16 protein-coding genes and 1 tRNA gene are annotated in these 16,883 nt (G+C 72.1%); 13 read left to right on the top strand and 4 right to left on the bottom strand.

The features are described from left to right. Positions 1 to 28: 28 nt before the first annotated feature. The 4 genes from ACIPJY_RS07765 to ACIPJY_RS07750 all read left to right on the top strand — a co-directional run bounded on the left by ACIPJY_RS07765 (position 29) and on the right by ACIPJY_RS07750 (position 4,483). A complete protein-coding gene (locus ACIPJY_RS07765; protein ID WP_400462536.1) occupies positions 29 to 907 on the top strand; it encodes a ParA family protein in 879 nt (292 codons plus the stop codon). Continuing rightward, positions 891 to 1,727: a segregation and condensation protein A gene (locus ACIPJY_RS07760; protein ID WP_400462533.1), complete on the top strand. Its 837-nt coding sequence runs from the start codon at positions 891 to 893 to the stop codon at positions 1,725 to 1,727. Before ACIPJY_RS07765 ends, ACIPJY_RS07760 begins: the two co-directional genes overlap by 17 nt. Continuing rightward, positions 1,717 to 2,406 (top strand): SMC-Scp complex subunit ScpB, encoded by a 690-nt coding sequence (gene scpB / locus ACIPJY_RS07755; RefSeq protein ID WP_400462530.1) that lies wholly within the window; start codon positions 1,717 to 1,719, stop codon positions 2,404 to 2,406. Before ACIPJY_RS07760 ends, scpB begins: the two co-directional genes overlap by 11 nt. Before the next feature lie 1,315 nt (positions 2,407 to 3,721). After that, on the top strand, positions 3,722 to 4,483 hold the full coding sequence (locus tag ACIPJY_RS07750; protein WP_400463826.1) for a pseudouridine synthase: 762 nt from the start codon (positions 3,722 to 3,724) through the stop codon (positions 4,481 to 4,483). A gap of 22 nt (positions 4,484 to 4,505) precedes the next feature. On the opposite strand, the gene ACIPJY_RS07745 is transcribed toward ACIPJY_RS07750, so the two are convergent. Further along, positions 4,506 to 5,762: an FAD-dependent oxidoreductase gene (locus ACIPJY_RS07745; protein WP_400462527.1), complete on the bottom strand. Its 1,257-nt coding sequence runs from the start codon at positions 5,760 to 5,762 to the stop codon at positions 4,506 to 4,508. 93 nt (positions 5,763 to 5,855) lie between these two features. Here ACIPJY_RS07745 and ACIPJY_RS07740 point away from each other — a divergent pair, with 93 nt between their 5' ends. From ACIPJY_RS07740 to ACIPJY_RS07710, 7 genes are all read left to right on the top strand, one after another. Beyond that, positions 5,856 to 6,470 (top strand): TetR/AcrR family transcriptional regulator, encoded by a 615-nt coding sequence (locus ACIPJY_RS07740; RefSeq protein WP_400462524.1) that lies wholly within the window; start codon positions 5,856 to 5,858, stop codon positions 6,468 to 6,470. Next, complete coding sequence (locus ACIPJY_RS07735; RefSeq protein ID WP_400462522.1) at positions 6,467 to 7,591, top strand: prephenate dehydrogenase; 1,125 nt, start codon at positions 6,467 to 6,469, stop codon at positions 7,589 to 7,591. Before ACIPJY_RS07740 ends, ACIPJY_RS07735 begins: the two co-directional genes overlap by 4 nt. 239 nt (positions 7,592 to 7,830) lie before the next feature. Then, positions 7,831 to 8,484 carry a (d)CMP kinase gene (cmk, locus tag ACIPJY_RS07730; protein WP_400463824.1) on the top strand — a complete coding sequence of 218 codons (654 nt, stop codon included), beginning with the start codon at positions 7,831 to 7,833 and terminating at the stop codon, positions 8,482 to 8,484. A 35-nt stretch (positions 8,485 to 8,519) separates the two neighbouring features. Further along, positions 8,520 to 10,046: a ribosome biogenesis GTPase Der gene (der, locus tag ACIPJY_RS07725; protein WP_400462519.1), complete on the top strand. Its 1,527-nt coding sequence runs from the start codon at positions 8,520 to 8,522 to the stop codon at positions 10,044 to 10,046. Positions 10,047 to 10,087: 41 nt separating this feature from the next. Next, on the top strand, positions 10,088 to 10,633 hold the full coding sequence (locus ACIPJY_RS07720) for a hypothetical protein (protein ID WP_400462517.1): 546 nt from the start codon (positions 10,088 to 10,090) through the stop codon (positions 10,631 to 10,633). 98 nt (positions 10,634 to 10,731) lie between these two features. Then, positions 10,732 to 11,220, top strand: coding sequence for a hypothetical protein (locus ACIPJY_RS07715; protein WP_400463822.1), 489 nt, complete (start codon positions 10,732 to 10,734; stop codon positions 11,218 to 11,220). A 9-nt stretch (positions 11,221 to 11,229) separates the two neighbouring features. Then, positions 11,230 to 11,544 carry a hypothetical protein gene (locus ACIPJY_RS07710; RefSeq protein ID WP_400462515.1) on the top strand — a complete coding sequence of 105 codons (315 nt, stop codon included), beginning with the start codon at positions 11,230 to 11,232 and terminating at the stop codon, positions 11,542 to 11,544. A gap of 36 nt (positions 11,545 to 11,580) precedes the next feature. Here ACIPJY_RS07710 and ACIPJY_RS07705 read toward each other — a convergent pair whose 3' ends face one another. Continuing rightward, positions 11,581 to 13,767 carry a RecQ family ATP-dependent DNA helicase gene (locus ACIPJY_RS07705; RefSeq protein ID WP_400462512.1) on the bottom strand — a complete coding sequence of 729 codons (2,187 nt, stop codon included), beginning with the start codon at positions 13,765 to 13,767 and terminating at the stop codon, positions 11,581 to 11,583. A 66-nt stretch (positions 13,768 to 13,833) separates the two neighbouring features. Further along, positions 13,834 to 15,327 (bottom strand): hypothetical protein, encoded by a 1,494-nt coding sequence (locus ACIPJY_RS07700; RefSeq protein WP_400462509.1) that lies wholly within the window; start codon positions 15,325 to 15,327, stop codon positions 13,834 to 13,836. 161 nt (positions 15,328 to 15,488) lie between these two features. On the opposite strand from ACIPJY_RS07700, the gene ACIPJY_RS07695 reads away from it, so the two are divergent. Together ACIPJY_RS07695 and ACIPJY_RS07690 are read left to right on the top strand one after the other, a co-directional pair. Continuing rightward, positions 15,489 to 15,562 (top strand) — tRNA-Pro (locus ACIPJY_RS07695). Between the two features lie 156 nt (positions 15,563 to 15,718). Next, entirely contained in the window at positions 15,719 to 16,234 is a 516-nt protein-coding gene (locus tag ACIPJY_RS07690; RefSeq protein ID WP_400462507.1) for a hypothetical protein, read from the top strand. Positions 16,235 to 16,491: 257 nt separating this feature from the next. On the opposite strand, the gene ACIPJY_RS07685 is transcribed toward ACIPJY_RS07690, so the two are convergent. Continuing rightward, positions 16,492 to 16,842, bottom strand: coding sequence for a hypothetical protein (locus ACIPJY_RS07685; RefSeq protein ID WP_400462504.1), 351 nt, complete (start codon positions 16,840 to 16,842; stop codon positions 16,492 to 16,494). Positions 16,843 to 16,883: the final 41 nt, after the last annotated feature.

Genomic DNA, 16,883 nt, shown 5'->3' with positions numbered 1-16,883 from the left:
ACGGCGGGTGCGCCGGTACGATGGCCCGGTGAGCACCAACCCGACGACACAGCCCGGCACCGGCGAGACCACGTACGGTCCGACCGGCCGGCCCGTTCGGGCGTTCCCCGTCCCGGAGGAGCTCGACGGTCACGGCCCCGCGCGCATCATCGCGCTCTGCAACCAGAAGGGCGGCGTCGGCAAGACCACGACGTCGATCAACCTCGGGGCGGCACTGGCGGAGTACGGCCGCAAGGTCCTGGCGGTCGACTTCGACCCGCAGGGTGCGCTGTCCGCAGGCCTCGGCGTCCGGACCCACGACATCCCCACCGTCTACGACCTGCTGATGGGCACCATCAAGGACCCCAACCAGGTCATCCAGCCGACGAACACCCCGTACCTCGACGTCATCCCGGCGAACATCGACCTGTCCGCGGCCGAGGTGCACCTGGTCAACGAGGTCGCGCGGGAGCAGATCCTGGCGAGCGTCCTCCGCAAGGTCGCCGGGGACTACGACGTCATCCTGGTCGACTGCCAGCCCTCGCTCGGCCTGCTCACCGTGAACGCGCTCACCGCCGCACACGGTGTCCTCATCCCGCTCGAGTGCGAGTTCTTCGCGCTCCGCGGTGTGGCGCTGCTGATCGAGACCATCGACAAGGTGCGCGACCGGCTGAACCCCGCGCTGAAGCTCGACGGCATCCTCGCCACGATGTACGACTCGCGGACCCTGCACTCCCGAGAGGTCATGGAGCGCGTCGTCGACACGTTCGACGACCGGGTGCTCGACACCGTCATCGGGCGGACCGTGAAGTTCCCGGACGCCACGGTCTCGGCGCGCCCGATCACGCAGACCGCTCCGGACCACGCTGCGGCGCACTCCTACCGGCAGCTCGCACGAGAGCTCGTCCAGCGTGGCGCCGTCGCCTGACGCTGTTGCGCCCGAGGCCGACACGCCGGGCTTCCGGGTCCGGCTGACGAACTTCGACGGCCCGTTCGACCTGCTGCTCTCGCTCATCACGAAGCACGAGATGGACATCACCGAGGTCGCGCTCGGCGTCGTCACCGGCGAGTTCATCGCGTACGTCCGCCAGGCCGAGTCCGCCGAGGAACTCGACGAGGCGAGCGAGTTCCTCGTCGTCGCGGCGACCCTCCTGGACCTGAAGATCGTCGGGCTCCTGCCGCAGGGCGAACTCGTCGACGCGGAGGACGTGGCGCTCCTCGAGGCCCGCGACCTGCTGTTCGCCCGACTCCTGCAGTACCGGGCGTTCAAGCAGGCGGCGGACTGGTTCGGGGCCCGCTGGGCCACGGAGTCCCGCCGGCACGTCCGGAGCGTCCGGCTCGAGGAACGCTTCCGCGCCCGCACCCCGGAGCTCCTCTGGACGCTGTCCGTGCAGGACTTCGCCGCGCTCGCCGCGTTGGCCTTCGCACCCCGGGAGATCCCGACCGTGGGACTCGACCACCTGCACGCCCCGCTCGTGAGCATCCGGGAGCAGGCGGCCGTCGTCGTGTCCATCCTCCGGACCCGCGCCGAGGAGGGCTCCCCGGACGTCTCGTTCCGCGAACTGGTCGCCGGTGTCGACATGACGGGTATCGTGGTGGCTCGTTTCCTCGCGATCCTCGAGCTCTACCGGAACGCGTCGATCACCTTCGAGCAGGACGAGCCGCTCGGGGAACTCACCCTGCGGTGGACCGCGGAGCACTGGACCGACGAGAGCCTCGCCAATCTTGGAGCCGACTATGACGGATGACGTCCACGACGTCTCCAGCGCCGAACCCGGTGGCGCCGACGAGATCGGCGACGCACGCGCCATCGAGGAGACGATCCGCGCGCACGCGGCGGCCGAGAAGCACCTCGACGCGCCGGTCGACCGGCAGCTCGAGGCGATCCTGATGATCGCGGACGAGCCCCAGTCGCTCGTCGCACTCGGCACCGCCGTCGGCGCACCCGTGCCGGTCGTCCGGCAGGCCATCGAGCGCCTCGTCGCGGACTTCGACGGGGTCGACGGCACCGTTCGCCGCGGGTTCGAGCTCCGCGAGGTCGGTGGCGGCTGGCGCTTCTACGTCCGCGCCGACCTCGACGCCGTCGTCGAGCAGTTCGTCGAGTCCGAACGGCCCTCCCGGCTGTCCCAGGCCGCGCTCGAGACACTCGCCGTCGTCGCCTACAAGCAGCCGATCACCCGCTCCCAGATCGCGTCGATCCGGGCCGTCAACGTCGACGGGGTCGTCCGCACGCTGGTGGCGCGCGGGCTCATCGAGGAGTCGTTCACGGACTCCGAGACCGGCGCCATCAACTACGTCACATCCGATCTGCTCCTGCAGCAGCTCGGCATCAACTCGCTCGAGGAACTGCCGCTCATCTCGCCGCTCTTGGACGATGGCGCTGACGGTTTCGAGCAGAACGAAGGGATCCCCGATGGCCGCGTATGAGGACGGACGACACGGCGACGCCGGTCGCGGGGGTGCTGGCCGTGGCGACGCGGGCCGCTCCGGCGGCGGACGGTCCGGAGGCTCGGGTCGCCCGGGCGAGGCGGATCGCGGTGGGTACGGTGCGCGTTCGGGCGGTGCCGACCGCGGGGGATCGGACCGTGGTCGTTCGGACCGTGGCGGTTCGGACCGCAGCGGGTACGGGCGTCGTGATGACGACCGCGGTGGCTACGGCGGGCGCTCCGGCGGCTCGGATCGTGGTGGCTACGGCGGGCGCTCCGGCGGCTCGGATCGTGGTGGCTACGGCGGGCGCTCCGGCGGCTCGGATCGTGGTGGCTACGGGGCGTCCTCCGGTGGTTCGGACCGCGGCGGGTACGGGCGTCGTGACGATGACCGTGGTGGCCGTTCCGGTGGTCCGGATCGTGGTGGCTACGGTGCGCGTTCCGGGGGCGCCGACCGCGGTGCCGATCGCGGTGGCCACGGGCGCCGCGAGGACGACCGTGGCGGTCGCTCCGGTGGTGCCGATCGTGGTGGCTACGGTGCACGTACCGGTGGTTCGGATCGTGGTGCCGACCGCGGTGGGTACGGTGCTCGCTCCGGGGGCCGTCCCGGTGGCGACCGCCCCTACGGCCAGCGGGACGACCGTGGGTACGGCCGGCGTGACGATGACCGGAGCGCTCCCCGCCGTGACGACCGTGGCCCTCAGCGCCGTGACGACGGCGGTTTCGTGCGTCGGGACGACCGGGGAGCCCCGCGCCGCGAGGACCGCGGGTTCGTCCGTCGCGACGACGCTCGTGGCCCGGGCCGCCGTGACGACCGCGGCGACCGCCGTGACGACCGCAGCGCCCGCCGGGACGACCGTGACCACCGCAGTGACCGCGGGTACGACCGCGGCGACCGCGGGTACGACCGTCGGGACGACCGCGGTGACCGCCGCGACGACCGCGGCCCCGCCCGCCGTGACGGCGACCGCCGCCCGGCTCCGACCGGCGACCGACGTGTCGACCGCCCCCGGTGGAACAACGCCGACCGGGACCAGCGGGACCGGGACCAGCGCGGTCGTGGTGACGACCGCCGGAGCACGCAGTCCCGTGACGGTGAGGCCAGCCGGGTCTGGCACAACGGCCGGCGCTACGTCGGCGGGACGGCGACCGTCCGGAACCGTGACCGTGGCACCACCCCGCGCCCCGCAGGACAGCGCGACAGCAACGGCACCCCGCTCGAGGGCACCCCGGAACGCCCGATCATCCCCGAGTGGGACGCGGCCGAGGGTGCCGCGACGCCCGCGGAGCCGGAGGGTGAGCGCCTGCAGAAGGTGATGGCCGCCGCCGGTGTCGCATCGCGTCGCGTCGCCGAGAACCTGATCGCCGAGGGCCGTGTCAGCGTCAACGGCGAGGTCGTCGAAGCGCTCGGACGACGCGTCGACCCCGAGAAGGACGCCATCGCCGTGGACGGAGTACCGGTACAGGTCGACACGAGCCGGCGCTACGTGCTGCTGAACAAGCCGACGGGTGTGGTCTCGAGCATGCTCGACGAGCGCGGTCGTGCGGACCTGTCGCAGTTCGTCGACAAGTTCGAGGAGCGCCTGTTCAACGTCGGTCGCCTCGACGCCGAGACGTCCGGGCTGCTGCTGCTCACGAACGACGGCGCGCTCGCCCACGTGCTCGCGCACCCGTCGTTCGGCGTGACGAAGACCTACATCGCGAAGGTCGCCGGGAACGTGACGCCGGCGACCGTGCAGGTCCTGCTCGACGGCGTCGACCTGGAGGACGGGCCGATCGCCGCGGACAAGGTCCGGCTGCTCGAGTCGTCCCGCGGGGAGTCGCTCGTCGAGCTGACGCTGCACTCCGGGCGGAACCGCATCGTCCGTCGCATGCTCGACGCCGTCGGACACCCGGTGAACGAGCTGGTCCGTCGGTCGTTCGGGCCACTGCACCTCGGGAGCCTGCCGAGTGGGCGCACCCGTGAGCTGAACGGCGTCGAACTCGGCAAGCTGCTCGGCATCGCGCGGGGCGCGACGTCCGAGGCGGCAGAGCGCGGCACCGCGGCGAACGAGACGGCCGAAGAGTCCAGCGACTGATCGCGGTGCGGCACGGCGTGCGCTAGTCCAGCCGTGCCGCACGGTACTCGTCCGCTCCCGCACGCCAGCGTTCGGCTTCGACGTCGAAGTCCGGGACGCCGTCGAGGTCGGGGCCACCGGCGGCGAAGTGCTCCACGATCGCGGCGTTCGCGCCCGCACCGATCGACGCACCGCGAGGGATCATCGTGGCCTCGTAGGTGCGGATCGCCTCGTCGAGGTCGGTGCCGTCCCGGAGTGCGCGGATGATCGCACGTGCGAGCTCTGCGCCGTCCAGCATGGCGAGGTTCACCCCGTTGCCGCCGAACGGCGACATCACGTGCGCGGCGTCCCCGAGCAGGGTCACCCCGGGGACGTGGTCCCACGTCATCGGCGTGGGCAGGGCCATGATCGGGCGGTTGGGCAGTGTGCCCTCGCTCTGGTCGACGATGCGGAGCAGCTCGGGCGAGAAGTCCGCGAACCGCGACCGGATCTCGGCGCGGACGCGCTCGGTGTCCGTCTGTTGCGTCGCGTTCGCGTCGAGCGAGGGGCTGTCGGCCACGAGGCCACCACGACCGTCCGCCGCACCGAGTCCGGCGGCGGCGAGCCAGTCGAGTTCCACCCGCATCCCGAGGTAGCCGCGGACGACGTCGTCGCTGTTCCGCTGCAGGATCATCGAGCGGCCGTCACCGTTCACCCAGAGGTGGCCGTCGCCGACCAGGCGCGCGACGTCGGGATGCGCCGTCGAGACCGCGGAGAAGAGGACCTCGACGAAGCTGACCCCCGTGTACCGGGGAAGTGTGTCGGTCAGGGCAGCGCGGACGCGGGACCACGCTCCGTCCGCGCCGATGACCACGTCGGCGGACGCGCCCTCGGCGTCGGCGAAGCGGAGCCCGCGGGAGCCGCCCCGGATCTCCGTGAGCTTGTGCCCCCAGCGGATCGTGCCCGGGCGGAGCGAGTCGGCGAGCAGTGTGCGGAGCTGGGCGCGGTCGATCTCGGGTGCCGCGAACTCGTCCGGGGCGGCGACGTGCTCCATCAGGACGGTGCCGTCCGGCGCCGCCATCCGCTTCGACTGGCCTTCCGGGCGGGCGAGGGCGATGAACTCGTCGAGGAGCTCGGCGTCCTCGATCGCGATCTGTCCGCTGTCCGCGTGGAGGTCGAGCGTGCCGCCTTGCGTCCGGGCGGACAGGGAGTCGTCGGCGTCGTACACGGTGACGTCGACGCCGGCGAGCTGGAGGACGCGGGCGCAGAGGAGTCCTCCGGGGCCGGCGCCGATGACGGCGATGCGGGGCTGCTGGTTCACGTTGACTCCTGTTCGGCGGATCCACCGAACGAACGTTCGGTCAGGTCGAAACGGTACCTCCCGAACGATCGTTCGGCAAGTACACTCGTCTCCGTGACCGACAGCACCCCGACCCGACGCCCGGGCAGTGAGACCCGCGCGGAGATCCTCCGTGTCGCTCTCGAGCTCTTCACCAGCCGGGGGTTCGAAGGCACGTCCATCCGGGACATCTCCGAGGCGCTCGGGGTCACGAAGTCGTCGCTCTACTACCACTTCGCCAGCAAGGAAGCGATCCTCCGGGCGCTCCTCGACGACCGCCGTGGCGAGCTCGACGAGCTCCTCGCCTGGATCGACGAGCAGCCGCCGGCACCCGACCTGCTGCAGCGTGCGGCGCTCCGGTGGGTGGACTCCACGTCACCCGGTCGCATCCGCGGGATGCGGTTCGCCCACGCCAACCGCCCGATGATGCACAAGCTCGCGGACGACGGTGGCGACATCCGCGCCTGGTTCGACGAGGTGGTCGAGCGCCTCGTCCCGGCCGACGCCCCCTGGACCGAGAAGCTCCGCGCCCGGATGGCGTTCGACACCGTGAGCGCCGCGCTGTTCGCCGCCCTCGGCACCGACGCCCCACAGGAAGAGGTCATCGCCACCGCGCGCGCGGCCACCCTGGCGCTGACCCGGCCGGCGTCCGCGGACCGCACGGGACCGGTCGATAGGCTTGAGCGGTGACCGAGACGACCCACCACGACCCGACCGCCGAGGTCGACCGGCGCGTTCGCGGCCCAGTCCGCGTGGTCGGCACCGGGCTCCTCGGGGCGTCGATCGGCCTCGGCCTCCGGCAGAAGGGCGTCGAGGTGATCCTCGACGACGTCTCGCCGGCGGCCCTCGCGCTCGCCGTCGACTACGGCGCCGGCCGTCGTCCGGCCGACGGTGATGCCCCGGAGCTCATCGTGGTGGCGGTCCCGCCGGACGTCACGGCCCAGGTCGTCGAGCGCGAGCTCGCCGCCTACCCCGACGCCGTCGTGACCGACGTCGCGAGCGTCAAGTCCGTCCCGCTCCAGCGGCTCCGAGCCGCCGGTGCCGACGTGTCCCGCTACATCGGATCCCACCCGATGGCCGGCCGGGAACGCAGTGGCCCGACCGCGGCTCGGGCGGACCTGTTCATCGGCCGACCGTGGGTGATCGCCGGACACGACGCCATCACCTACCGACGCGCCGCCGTCGTCGAGGACCTCGCCCTCGACCTCGAGGCGACGGTCATCCAGATGGAGCCGGAACCCCACGACCGCGCCGTCGCGATCATGTCCCACGTCCCGCAGCTCGTGTCGACCCTGATGGCGTCTCGCCTGCAGGACGCCCCGGAAGCGGCACTCGAGCTCGCGGGCGGCGGTGTCCGCGACGTGACGCGCGTCGCCTCGAGCGACCCGGGGCTCTGGGTGCAGATCATCGGCGCGAACGCGGCACACATCCGACCGGTCCTGACGGAACTCCGCGACGAGCTCTCCCGCGTCATCGACGCGCTCGCCGACCCGGACGCCGCCGGCGCGCCCCGCACGATCGCCGAGACGATCGCGTCCGGCAACCGTGGCGTCGAGCGACTGCCCGGCAAGCACGGCACCACCAAGCGCTTCGCCCAGGTCGTCGTCCTCGTCGACGACCGACCCGGGCAGATCGCCGAACTCATGACGACCATCGGTGAGATCGGCATCAACCTCGAGGACCTGCGCCTCGAGCACTCACCGGGCGCACCGATCGGCATCGTCGAGGTGTCGGTCGTCCCCGAGCAGGAACAGCGACTCGTCGAGGAACTCGAGAGCCGCGGATGGAGGATCGCAGCAGCATGGGCCTGAACCCCGACCAGATCAACGGCGGCCAGATCGGCGACGGCCGGACGACCGCGGACGACTCCGGCGTGACCGGCGGACCGGACGGGCCCGACACGGGTCTCCCGACGCCCGGCGACCAGCCGGGTCCGGCCACCGGCACCGCCGGCACCGGCGGCGCGGACGGACAGGGCGGGGGCGAGCCGGGGCTCACCCGTGACCCGCTGCCCGCGGGCCTGGCCGACGGTGCGTACGTCGCCAAGTTGGTGATCGCGGTCGACGGCCCCGCCGGCAGCGGCAAGTCCAGCGTCTCCCGCGCCGCAGCACGGGCGCTCGGGTTCGGCTACCAGGACACCGGCGCCGCGTACCGGGCACTCGCGTGGCACGCCCTGCAGCAGGGCGTCGACCTCGACGACGCGAGCGCGGTGCTGGCGAGCTGGGACACGTTCGAGTACGAGATCGGCACCGACCCCGACGCGTACTTCGTCCGGGTCGGCGGCACCGACGTCACCGACGCCATCCGCACGCCAGAGGTAACGGGCGCGGTGGCCCACATCGCCAAGCTCCCGGAGGTCCGTGAGCGCCTCGTGCAGCTCTTCCGGAACGTGATGCGGAAGGCCGACGCACGGGGCATCATCACCGAGGGACGGGACATCACCACCGTCGTCGCACCCGACGCCGAGGTCCGGATCCTCCTGACCGCCGACGAGCAGGTTAGAATGGCTCGGCGCTCGGCAGAGGTCACGACCCAGTCGGCCGCCGAGACCTCGGCAGCACTCGCCCGACGAGACGCCGCCGACGCGAAGGTCGTCGACTTCATGAACGCCGCTGACGGCGTCACGACGCTCGACTCCACCGACCTCGACTTCGACCAGACCGTCCAGGCGGTCGTCGACCTGGCCCGCACGGCCGGGCACTGACACGCGACCGAACGGTCGCCGGCAAGGAAACCACCATGGCGCAACTGGACAACGGACCAGAGCACGACGACTTCCCGGAGTACGACGACTCCCTGGGTGAGCGGATCGCGAGCCTCGACGAGACCGAGGCGGAGCAGCGTGCGACCGCGCTCCGCGCCGGGCTCGAGGACTACGAGCTCGACGAGGAGGACGTCGCACTCCTCGAAGCCGGCACCCTCGGCGAGGACGGCATCGCCTACCTGCCGGCGCTGCCGGTCCTGGCGATCGTCGGCCGCCCGAACGTCGGCAAGTCCGCGCTCGTGAACCGCATCCTCGGCCGTCGCGAGGCCGTCGTGCAGGACGTCCCCGGCGTCACGCGTGACCGCGTCAGCTACAAGGCCGAGTGGAACGACAAGCGGTTCACCCTCGTCGACACCGGCGGGTGGGAGCCGGACGCGAAGGGCATCAACGCCTCCGTCGCACTGCAGGCCGAGGTCGCGATCGACCTCGCGGACGCCGTGCTGTTCGTCGTGGACGTCACGGTGGGCATCACCGCGACCGACGAGCACGTCGTGAAGATGCTCCGCGGCACCGACAAGCCGGTCATCGTGGTGGCGAACAAGTCCGACGACGACCGCCGCGACCTCGACGCCTACGAGCTCTGGAACCTCGGGCTCGGCGAGCCGCACCCGGTCTCCGCTCTGCACGGCCGTGGCGTCGCCGACCTCCTCGACCTCATCATCACGACCCTCCCCGACGTCTCCGCCGTCGCGAAGCAGGAGATCGGTGGTCCGCGCCGCGTCGCGATCCTCGGTCGCCCGAACGTCGGCAAGAGCTCGCTGCTCAACAAGGCCGCGGGTGAAGAGCGCGTCGTCGTGAACGAGCTCGCGGGCACCACGCGCGACCCGGTCGACGAACAGGTCGAGCTCGGCGGTCGTGTCTGGCGCTTCGTCGACACCGCCGGCATCCGCAAACGCGTGCACCTCCAGCAGGGTGCCGACTTCTACGCCTCGCTCCGCACCACCGCCGCCCTCGAGAAGGCCGAGGTCGCCGTGGTCGTCCTCGACGTCACCGAGCCGGTCTCCGTGCAGGACCTCCGGATCATCGACCTCGTGCTCGAGTCCGGCCGCGCCCTGGTCCTGGCCTACAACAAGTGGGACCTCCTCGACGACGAGCGCCGCCGCTACCTGGAGCGCGAGATCGAGCAGGACCTGGCGCACGTCGCCTGGGCACCGCGCGTCAACATCTCGGCACGCACCGGTCGTCACCTCGAGAAGCTCGTGCCGGCCCTCGAGACCGCGCTCGAGTCGTGGGACACCCGCATCCCGACCGGCAAGGTCAACGCCTTCATCGCCGAACTCGTGCAGGAGCACCCGCACCCGGTCCGTGGCGGCCGCCAGCCCCGCATCCTGTTCGGCACGCAGGCCGCCAGCCAGCCGCCGACGTTCGTGCTCTTCACGACGCAGTTCCTCGACCCGCAGTACCGCCGGTTCATCACCAGGCGCCTGCGGGAGGTCTGGGGCTTCGCCGGGACGCCGATCACCGTCAACATGCGCGTCCGCGAGCGCCGGAAGCGCACCTGATCCACGAGCGCGGGTGACCTGCACGGGCGTACGCTCCGTGCATGTCACCCGCGAACGGGCCCACGCCGAACGGCTGGGCCGCAATCGGAGCGGTCAGCGTCGCCATCGTGGCGGCGCTCTGCTTCTGGCTGCTCGCGCCGCAACCGGTCGCGCACACGCCCGTGGGGCGTGCTCCGGTGAACGCGGTCGCGACGCTGCCGCCGGTCGACGAGCCCTGGTACCGCACGGGCCTGCCCGTCGACGGCACGATCATCCCGATCGGCGTGCACACGACCGGACACGTCACGGTCGTCCGGTCCGGTGAGCGCGCGATCCGGGTCACGATCACCGGATTCTCGACCGACATCGCCACCGCCGACATCCGCGTGCAGCTCACGGGCGGCGACGTCGTCGGCACCGGCCAACGCGCGCGGTGGATCCCGGACGGCGACCCCGTCGAGATCGGGGTGATCCCGCACGGTGCGACCTCCGCCGTCATCGACGTCGCGATCCCGCAGATCCTGCCCGACGAGGTGCACTCCCTCGTGGTCCTGGACTGGAACACGACCACCATCCTGGGCGGCGCCGAGCTGCTGCCGGGGCGCTGACCCCGCGGCATCCGCGCACCGGTCCGGAGGCCGTGGTCCACCAGGCACGTCGGATACGGCACCATGGACGGGTGACGCAGCAGACCCTGGCCGACCGGATGTGGTGCCGACTCCGGCTCGACCGGCTCGCCGGCGGCCGCGCGGGCGGGTACGTCATCCGCGAGTCGATGCTCGAGCACCCGGACACGGTCCGGTCGTTCCGGTGGATCCGGTGGTTGCTCGTCGCCGAGACGGTCGTCGGCCTCGCCGCGATCGTCATCGCGATCGTGCTCACACACGCGGGGCAGACCATCCCGTGGGCGGTGTGGTTCCGTGCGACCGTCGTGCTCCTCATCACGCTGACCCTCTACGTCTTCGCGTGGCGCGCGCAGCTCGGGTACTACTGGGCGTACCAGCGCCTCCGCCTGTTCAGCCGGATCTTCCCCGTCGTGACGCTGGTCATCGCCGCGATCCCGAACCTGTACCCGTTCTGGATGGTGGTCGAGCAGATCGTGTTCTCGGTGCTCATGATCGGCATCGGCGACGTGCTCACCTCTGACCACATGCGCGCCACGTTCCCGAAACCCGCACGGCCGGCCGCTCCGTAGGATCGGTCCATGGCGATCATCCTCGGCGTGCGATTCCGTCCGGACGACCTCCCGCGGTTCGCGGGGGAGCTCTTCGCACACGTCGTGGCCGGCGGCGCCGTACCGGACCTGACCGCCGAGGCCGTCGCGGCACTCGCGGAGTCCGGGGGCGGCGCCGTCGACACCGATGCCTTCGACCCGGCCGAGTTGCTGGCGTACGTGCTCGGTGTGGTCGCCGCCGAGGCACACCTGCCCGACGGTACGTTCACCGCGCACGTACCGCTGGGCGAACGGCGCGCCCGCGTCGAGGAAGCCGTCCGGCGCCTGGTGGGCTACAGCGCCTGAGCCGGGACCGCCGCGCGCGTCAGCCCACGGTCCCCGTCAGGCGACGGTGGCGAGGGCGAACGGCAGCACCGCGGAGGCCCCGGCACGCCGGAGTTCCCGCCCGGCGACGGTCATCGTCCACCGGCTGTCGACCAGGTCGTCGACGAGCAGCACCGGCCCCTGGTGCGACTGCAGTGCCGAGGACAGTCCGGGCCCGACCACGAACGTGTCCCACACCCCGGCGAGCCGGTAGGCACTGTTCGTCGCGCCGTCACCGCGGGGCACCCCACCGTCGCGGTCGAGCGTGCCGAGGAACTCGAGCTTGCCGATGGAGGACAGCGCCTGCGCCAGCGACGCCACGAGCTGTGGGCGCGACTGCGAGGGCATCGCGACGACCCCGGTCGGCCGGACGTCCCACGGCCAGTCCCGCAGCGCCCGGATGCACCCGTCGAGGAGCTCGCGGGAGATCGGAGCGTCGGCCACCCCGGGGGCGAACAGGGCCCGGAGCGGTCCGCCCCACCCGAGGTCCGTCAGTCGTGCGACGGCGCGTCCGGGCGCTACGACCTCTGCTGGGGCGAGCTTGCCGCGGACCGGGACGTCGAGCGCGGACATCCCGGACGGCCACTGCGCACGCGGAGCGATCTCCACGCCGACCTTGTCGAGCGCCGAGGCAGCACCGGCCGTCGCGCCGTCCGGGACGTCGACGGGGTACCAGACCCCTGCACAGTTGTCGCAGCGCCCGCACGGCTCGGCCGAGGGGTCGTCGAGGTCCTGTTGGAGGAGCTGCATGCGGCAGGCCGAGGTCGACTCGTAGTCGAGCATCGACGCAGCCTCTGCCGCGCGGGCAGCGGCGACGCGCTCGTACCGGGCGGTGTCGTACTCCCACGGCTGCCCCGTGGACACCCAGCCGCCGGCGACCCGACGGACGGCACCGTCCACGTCGAGCACCTTGAGCAGGAGTTCGAGCGTGGACCGCTTGATGTCGACGAGTCCCTCGAGCGCGACGGTCGACATGGCGCTGTCGGTGGAGAGCGCACCGAGCACCGCGGTGGCCCGCGCAGACGTCGGCATCGACGCGCTCGCGAAGTACTTCCAGATCTCCTGGTCTTCGTACCCGGGGAGCAGGAGCACGTCCGCGTTGTCGGTCGCACGCCCGGCGCGGCCGATCTGCTGGTAGTACGCGACGGGGGAGGACGGTGCGCCGACGTGCACGACGAACCCGAGGTCGGGCTTGTCGAAGCCCATCCCGAGCGCGCTCGTGGCGACGAGGGCCTTGAGCTCGTTGCCCTTGAGCTGCTGCTCCAGTTGCTCGCGCTCGTCGGTGTCGGTGCGGCCGGTGTACGCGCGGACGGCGTGCCCGCTCTCGCGCAGGAGCCGGGCGATGTCCTCGGCGGCGGAGACCGTGAGCGTGTAGACGATGCCGCTGCCGGGCAGGTCCCCGAGGTGCGCGAGCAGCCACCCCAGCCGTGCGCGGGCGTCGGGCAGGGTCAGGACCCCGAGTCGCAGCGATGCCCGGGCGAGTGACCCGCGGATGGTGAACACCGGGTCGGCCGGGCCGGCGGTGAGCTGTTCGGCGACGTCCTCGACCACGCGCTCGTTCGCAGTCGCGGTGGTGGCGAGGACCGGCACGCCGTGCGGCAGGGAGCGGATGAGCTCGGCCAGACGCCGGTAGTCCGGACGGAAGTCGTGCCCCCAGTCGGAGATGCAGTGCGCTTCGTCGACGACGAGCATCCCCATGCGGGCGATGAGCGACGGCAGCTGCTCGTCGCGGAACTTCGGGTTGTTCAGGCGCTCGGGGGAGACCAGGAGCACGTCGATCTCGTCGCGGGCGAGTGCGGCCTGGGTCTCACCCCACTCGTGCGCGTTCGCGGAGTTGATCGAGACCGCGCGGACGCCGGCACGGGCGGCCGCCGCGACCTGGTCGCGCATGAGCGCCAGCAGCGGCGACACGAGCACCGTCGGCCCACCGCCGCGACGACGCAGCAGCAGGGTCGCGAGGAAGTACACCGCGGACTTGCCCCACCCGGTGCGCTGCACCACGAGGGCGCGCTGCCGGTGCTCCACCAGGGCGAAGATCGCCTCGAGTTGGCCGGGGTGGAAGACCGCGTCCGGGCGGCCGGTGAGCGCCGCGAGGGCCTCTTGTGCCTCCGCAGCGATCTCCGCCGACGGCGGAGCCGCGGCGGGTGCCGGGGCGGGGACCGAGGCCGGGACGGACGGGACGGAGCCGAGCGCGGGGGTGGACATGACCCCATGCTGTCAGGACCGTCCGACGAAACCGGCACCGAGCCTCCAGGCTGTGGAGAACTCGCGCTACTGGTAGGTGACCAGCGACGGCGTCGGCGCCACCTCGCTCATCGTCTGGGACGGGGAGAGCATGGGCTGGTCCTCGTCGAAGAAGTTCTTCCACCCCCAGTGCACGCCCGCCGGCGCGTCGGCGTGCAGTGCCTTCCACGTGGCCTGCTTGTCCGGCTGCGACCCCTGCCCGTCGGCGTGGATGAGCAGGTCGAGCTCCGGGTGGGACTGCAGCGCGGACCGATCCTGGATCATCGACAGCCGGAACTGGTGCAGGACGAGGGCCTTCGGCGGGAGGCCCTCGGAGCGCACGAGCGCGGCGAGCCAGTCGGAGACCTGGTTCACCTCGGTCGCGCTGACACTCCCGATCTGCTCCAGCGGCACCTGGTCCGGGCCGAGCCGCCACTCCGGGTCGAGCGCGAGCCACACGCCCGGCCGCTTCAGGAGTGACTCGTAGCGCTTCGCCTGCGACAGGAAGTCGGCACGGCCGGGTTGCAGGTCGATGATCACCGGCATGCCGGCGTCGTGCGCGGCGTCGACGTACGGCTCGAGGGCCGAGACCGGCAGCTCGCTCGAGTAGTCCCCGTCCGTCCCGGCGCTGCCGGCGGCGACCGTCGCGATGAGCTCGAACGCCGGCGTCACGGGCTCGTCCGACACGCCGTCGTACGAGGCGGCGAGCTGCTTCGTCCGCACCACGGACGCAGCCGGGTCCTGCTCGCCGAGGACCCCGAGCGCCGGAGCGCCGGGCGCACCGTACGTCGCTACGTACCGGTGCCCGTCGAAGGGGCGCTGCCCACCGTGCGGCAGCTGCCAACCGCTCTCCGCGGCCCGCACCGTCCACCTCGCGTCGCCGAGCTGCGCGAACGCCGCCCCGACCAGCACCGTCGGCGAGGACCGGTGCGCGTGCAGGGCGTTCACGACGTCGGGTGCTGCAGCCGGGTCGGTCACCCCGTGCGGCATGGTCACCACGTGGGCACCCGCGGCCTGCGCGGTCCCCACGACCGCCGCGTCGGCCGTCCGGTCCGCCACCACCACCGTCGCCGGCCGGGAGGCCCGGGTCGTCTCCGCAGCGTTCGTCGCGTCCGGCGCGTCGCGGCGCTCGAGCCCGGTGTCGACGTCGACGTCGCCCTCGGCCTGGTACCAGCGGGCGTCGAGGCGCGCGAGTTCCGCCCCGACGGCGGTGTCCCCGTCGTCCGTCCCGGACGAGTGGCTCGCGTCCGTCAGCAGGACGGGGACGTGTGCGGCGCGGGCGGCGCTCGCCGCGTGGCGGATCGCCGCGGCGTCGTCGGCGGGCGCGAGGACCGCTCCGGGCGCGCTGGCGAACAGGGCGCGACTCGCCCGGATGGCCCGAGCGGCCGGATCCTGTTGGGCGGCGACGGTGACCGTGTCGGCGGGGGACTTCGTCAGCGTGGGACGGGCGGTGTCCGGGGCGGATCCGCTGCATCCGGCGACACCGATCACGAGGCCGGTGACCGCGAGCGCGAGGAGGGCACGGGCGGGACGGGAACGCATCGGGCCACCCTAGGGGAGTCGTGCTCGGCGGGTGGTGGTGGGTGTGGGTGCGACGAGTGGCGCGGCGGGGGTCCTGCGTCCGCTATGCTGGTCTGGCTGCTCCGCGCTCGGTCGGGTGCGGGTGGCGGAGCCCTCCGGGGCTTCGGGTCCGCAAGGGCTCGCGGGCTGTGGCGCAGCTTGGTAGCGCACTTGACTGGGGGTCAAGGGGTCGCAGGTTCAAATCCTGTCAGCCCGACCGAACGGGCTTCTCACGAACTGTCGCGGGAAGCCGAGAACGAAGAGAGGCCTGCAGCCGACTGGCTGCGGGCCTCTCTTCGTGCTTCTGGGTCTCGTGGGCGCAGCCCCGCTGCGAAGCTGCCTTCCTTGCTCGTGGGGTTGCGGTCTGCCAGCGTTGGCGCATGGCCGACGACGTGAGCACCCTGGGCCGAGTGCCCGGGTTCCGCTCGTACTGGTCTGCCGCGACCGTCTCTGCGTTCGGATCGCCACTGCCGCACCGCGCCTCGGCACCCGCTTCGGTGCCGGCCGGACGATCATCGCCGCACGTGCCGCCTACCCGATCGCGTGGGCAGCCATCACCCTCGCGACCGTCGGCCTCGGCGTCGCAGCACCGCCGTTGACTGTCGTGGTCTGGTTCGTCGCCTTCGCCGTGCACGGCCTCGCTGCGGGTTGCGAGAACGCGAACGAGATGAGCCTGCGCCAGACCGTCACACCGGACGCGCTTCTCGGGCGGACGAACGGCACGATGCGCAGCGCCAACAGGACCCTCGCGGCTGCGGGGGCAGTGGGTGGTGGCGCCCTCATGACCGTCGCTGGCGATGGCTTCGCCCTACTGGCCGTGACGCTCGTGTTCGTCTGTGCGGTCCTGGTGGCTGCGTGCTCTCCGCTCCGGACGATCGCCGTCGAGTAGAGGAACCCCAAGCGGATGCTGCTCCGCGGTCCAGGCGGTGCTCCTGGAACGGGGTCAGCGCCAGCGCCGGCTTCCAAGGTCCAGAGGTCGGAGTCGCGGTGAGAACGTTCGGGAAGACCGGGTTCGCGGAGATCCCCACGGCGTCGGCGGTGACAGCGGTCGCGACGGCCGCGCGCGGCCAGGTGATACGCCGCAGCCGGAGTCGGCAGACATCCGGGGCGTCGTGCGTCGTGCGTCGTGCGTCGTGCCTCTGACGATCAGAACTGTCGAACGGTTCGCACGACGTTGGGCAACGTGACCGGATCGAGCACCCCGTGGTGGACTGCCCACACCACCCACACCATCTGGGCGGGCAGCGCGACGACAACCAACACCGTCATCGCGGCCATCACTCTGACGGTCCATCGCAGGAGGGTTTGCTGGTCGAACCGTGCGGACGGATCGAGCCGTTCGGAGAGCTGCCACCCGATCACCGCGGCTGCGACGTTGACCGCGGCCAGCCACCATGTCGGATACGACTGGAAGTCGAACTCGCGGTCCGGCACGCCGGGCTGTGTCGCCGAGATCTGCCATGCCGATGCGACGGCCTGCACGACCACGAAGAGCACGGTCCACCCGGCCAGGCGAGGCCCGTCGATCGACACTGGTC

Source organism: Curtobacterium sp. NPDC090223, from assembly GCF_044746585.1.
Taxonomy (GTDB): domain Bacteria; phylum Actinomycetota; class Actinomycetes; order Actinomycetales; family Microbacteriaceae; genus Curtobacterium.
This window is presented reverse-complemented; position numbering and strand designations above follow the sequence as displayed.

Excerpts from the sequence above, each read along its gene's own strand:
- ACIPJY_RS07720 (WP_400462517.1), top strand. The coding sequence starts at position 10,088 with ATGTCACCCGCGAACGGGCCCACGCCGAACGGCTGGGCCGCAATCGGA.
- ACIPJY_RS07715 (WP_400463822.1), top strand. The coding sequence starts at position 10,732 with ATGTGGTGCCGACTCCGGCTCGACCGGCTCGCCGGCGGCCGCGCGGGC.
- ACIPJY_RS07710 (WP_400462515.1), top strand. The coding sequence starts at position 11,230 with ATGGCGATCATCCTCGGCGTGCGATTCCGTCCGGACGACCTCCCGCGG.
- ACIPJY_RS07700 (WP_400462509.1), bottom strand. The coding sequence starts at position 15,327 with ATGCGTTCCCGTCCCGCCCGTGCCCTCCTCGCGCTCGCGGTCACCGGC.
- ACIPJY_RS07705 (WP_400462512.1), bottom strand. The coding sequence starts at position 13,767 with ATGTCCACCCCCGCGCTCGGCTCCGTCCCGTCCGTCCCGGCCTCGGTC.
- der (WP_400462519.1), top strand. The coding sequence starts at position 8,520 with ATGGCGCAACTGGACAACGGACCAGAGCACGACGACTTCCCGGAGTAC.
- ACIPJY_RS07750 (WP_400463826.1), top strand. The coding sequence starts at position 3,722 with ATGGCCGCCGCCGGTGTCGCATCGCGTCGCGTCGCCGAGAACCTGATC.
- scpB (WP_400462530.1), top strand. The coding sequence starts at position 1,717 with ATGACGGATGACGTCCACGACGTCTCCAGCGCCGAACCCGGTGGCGCC.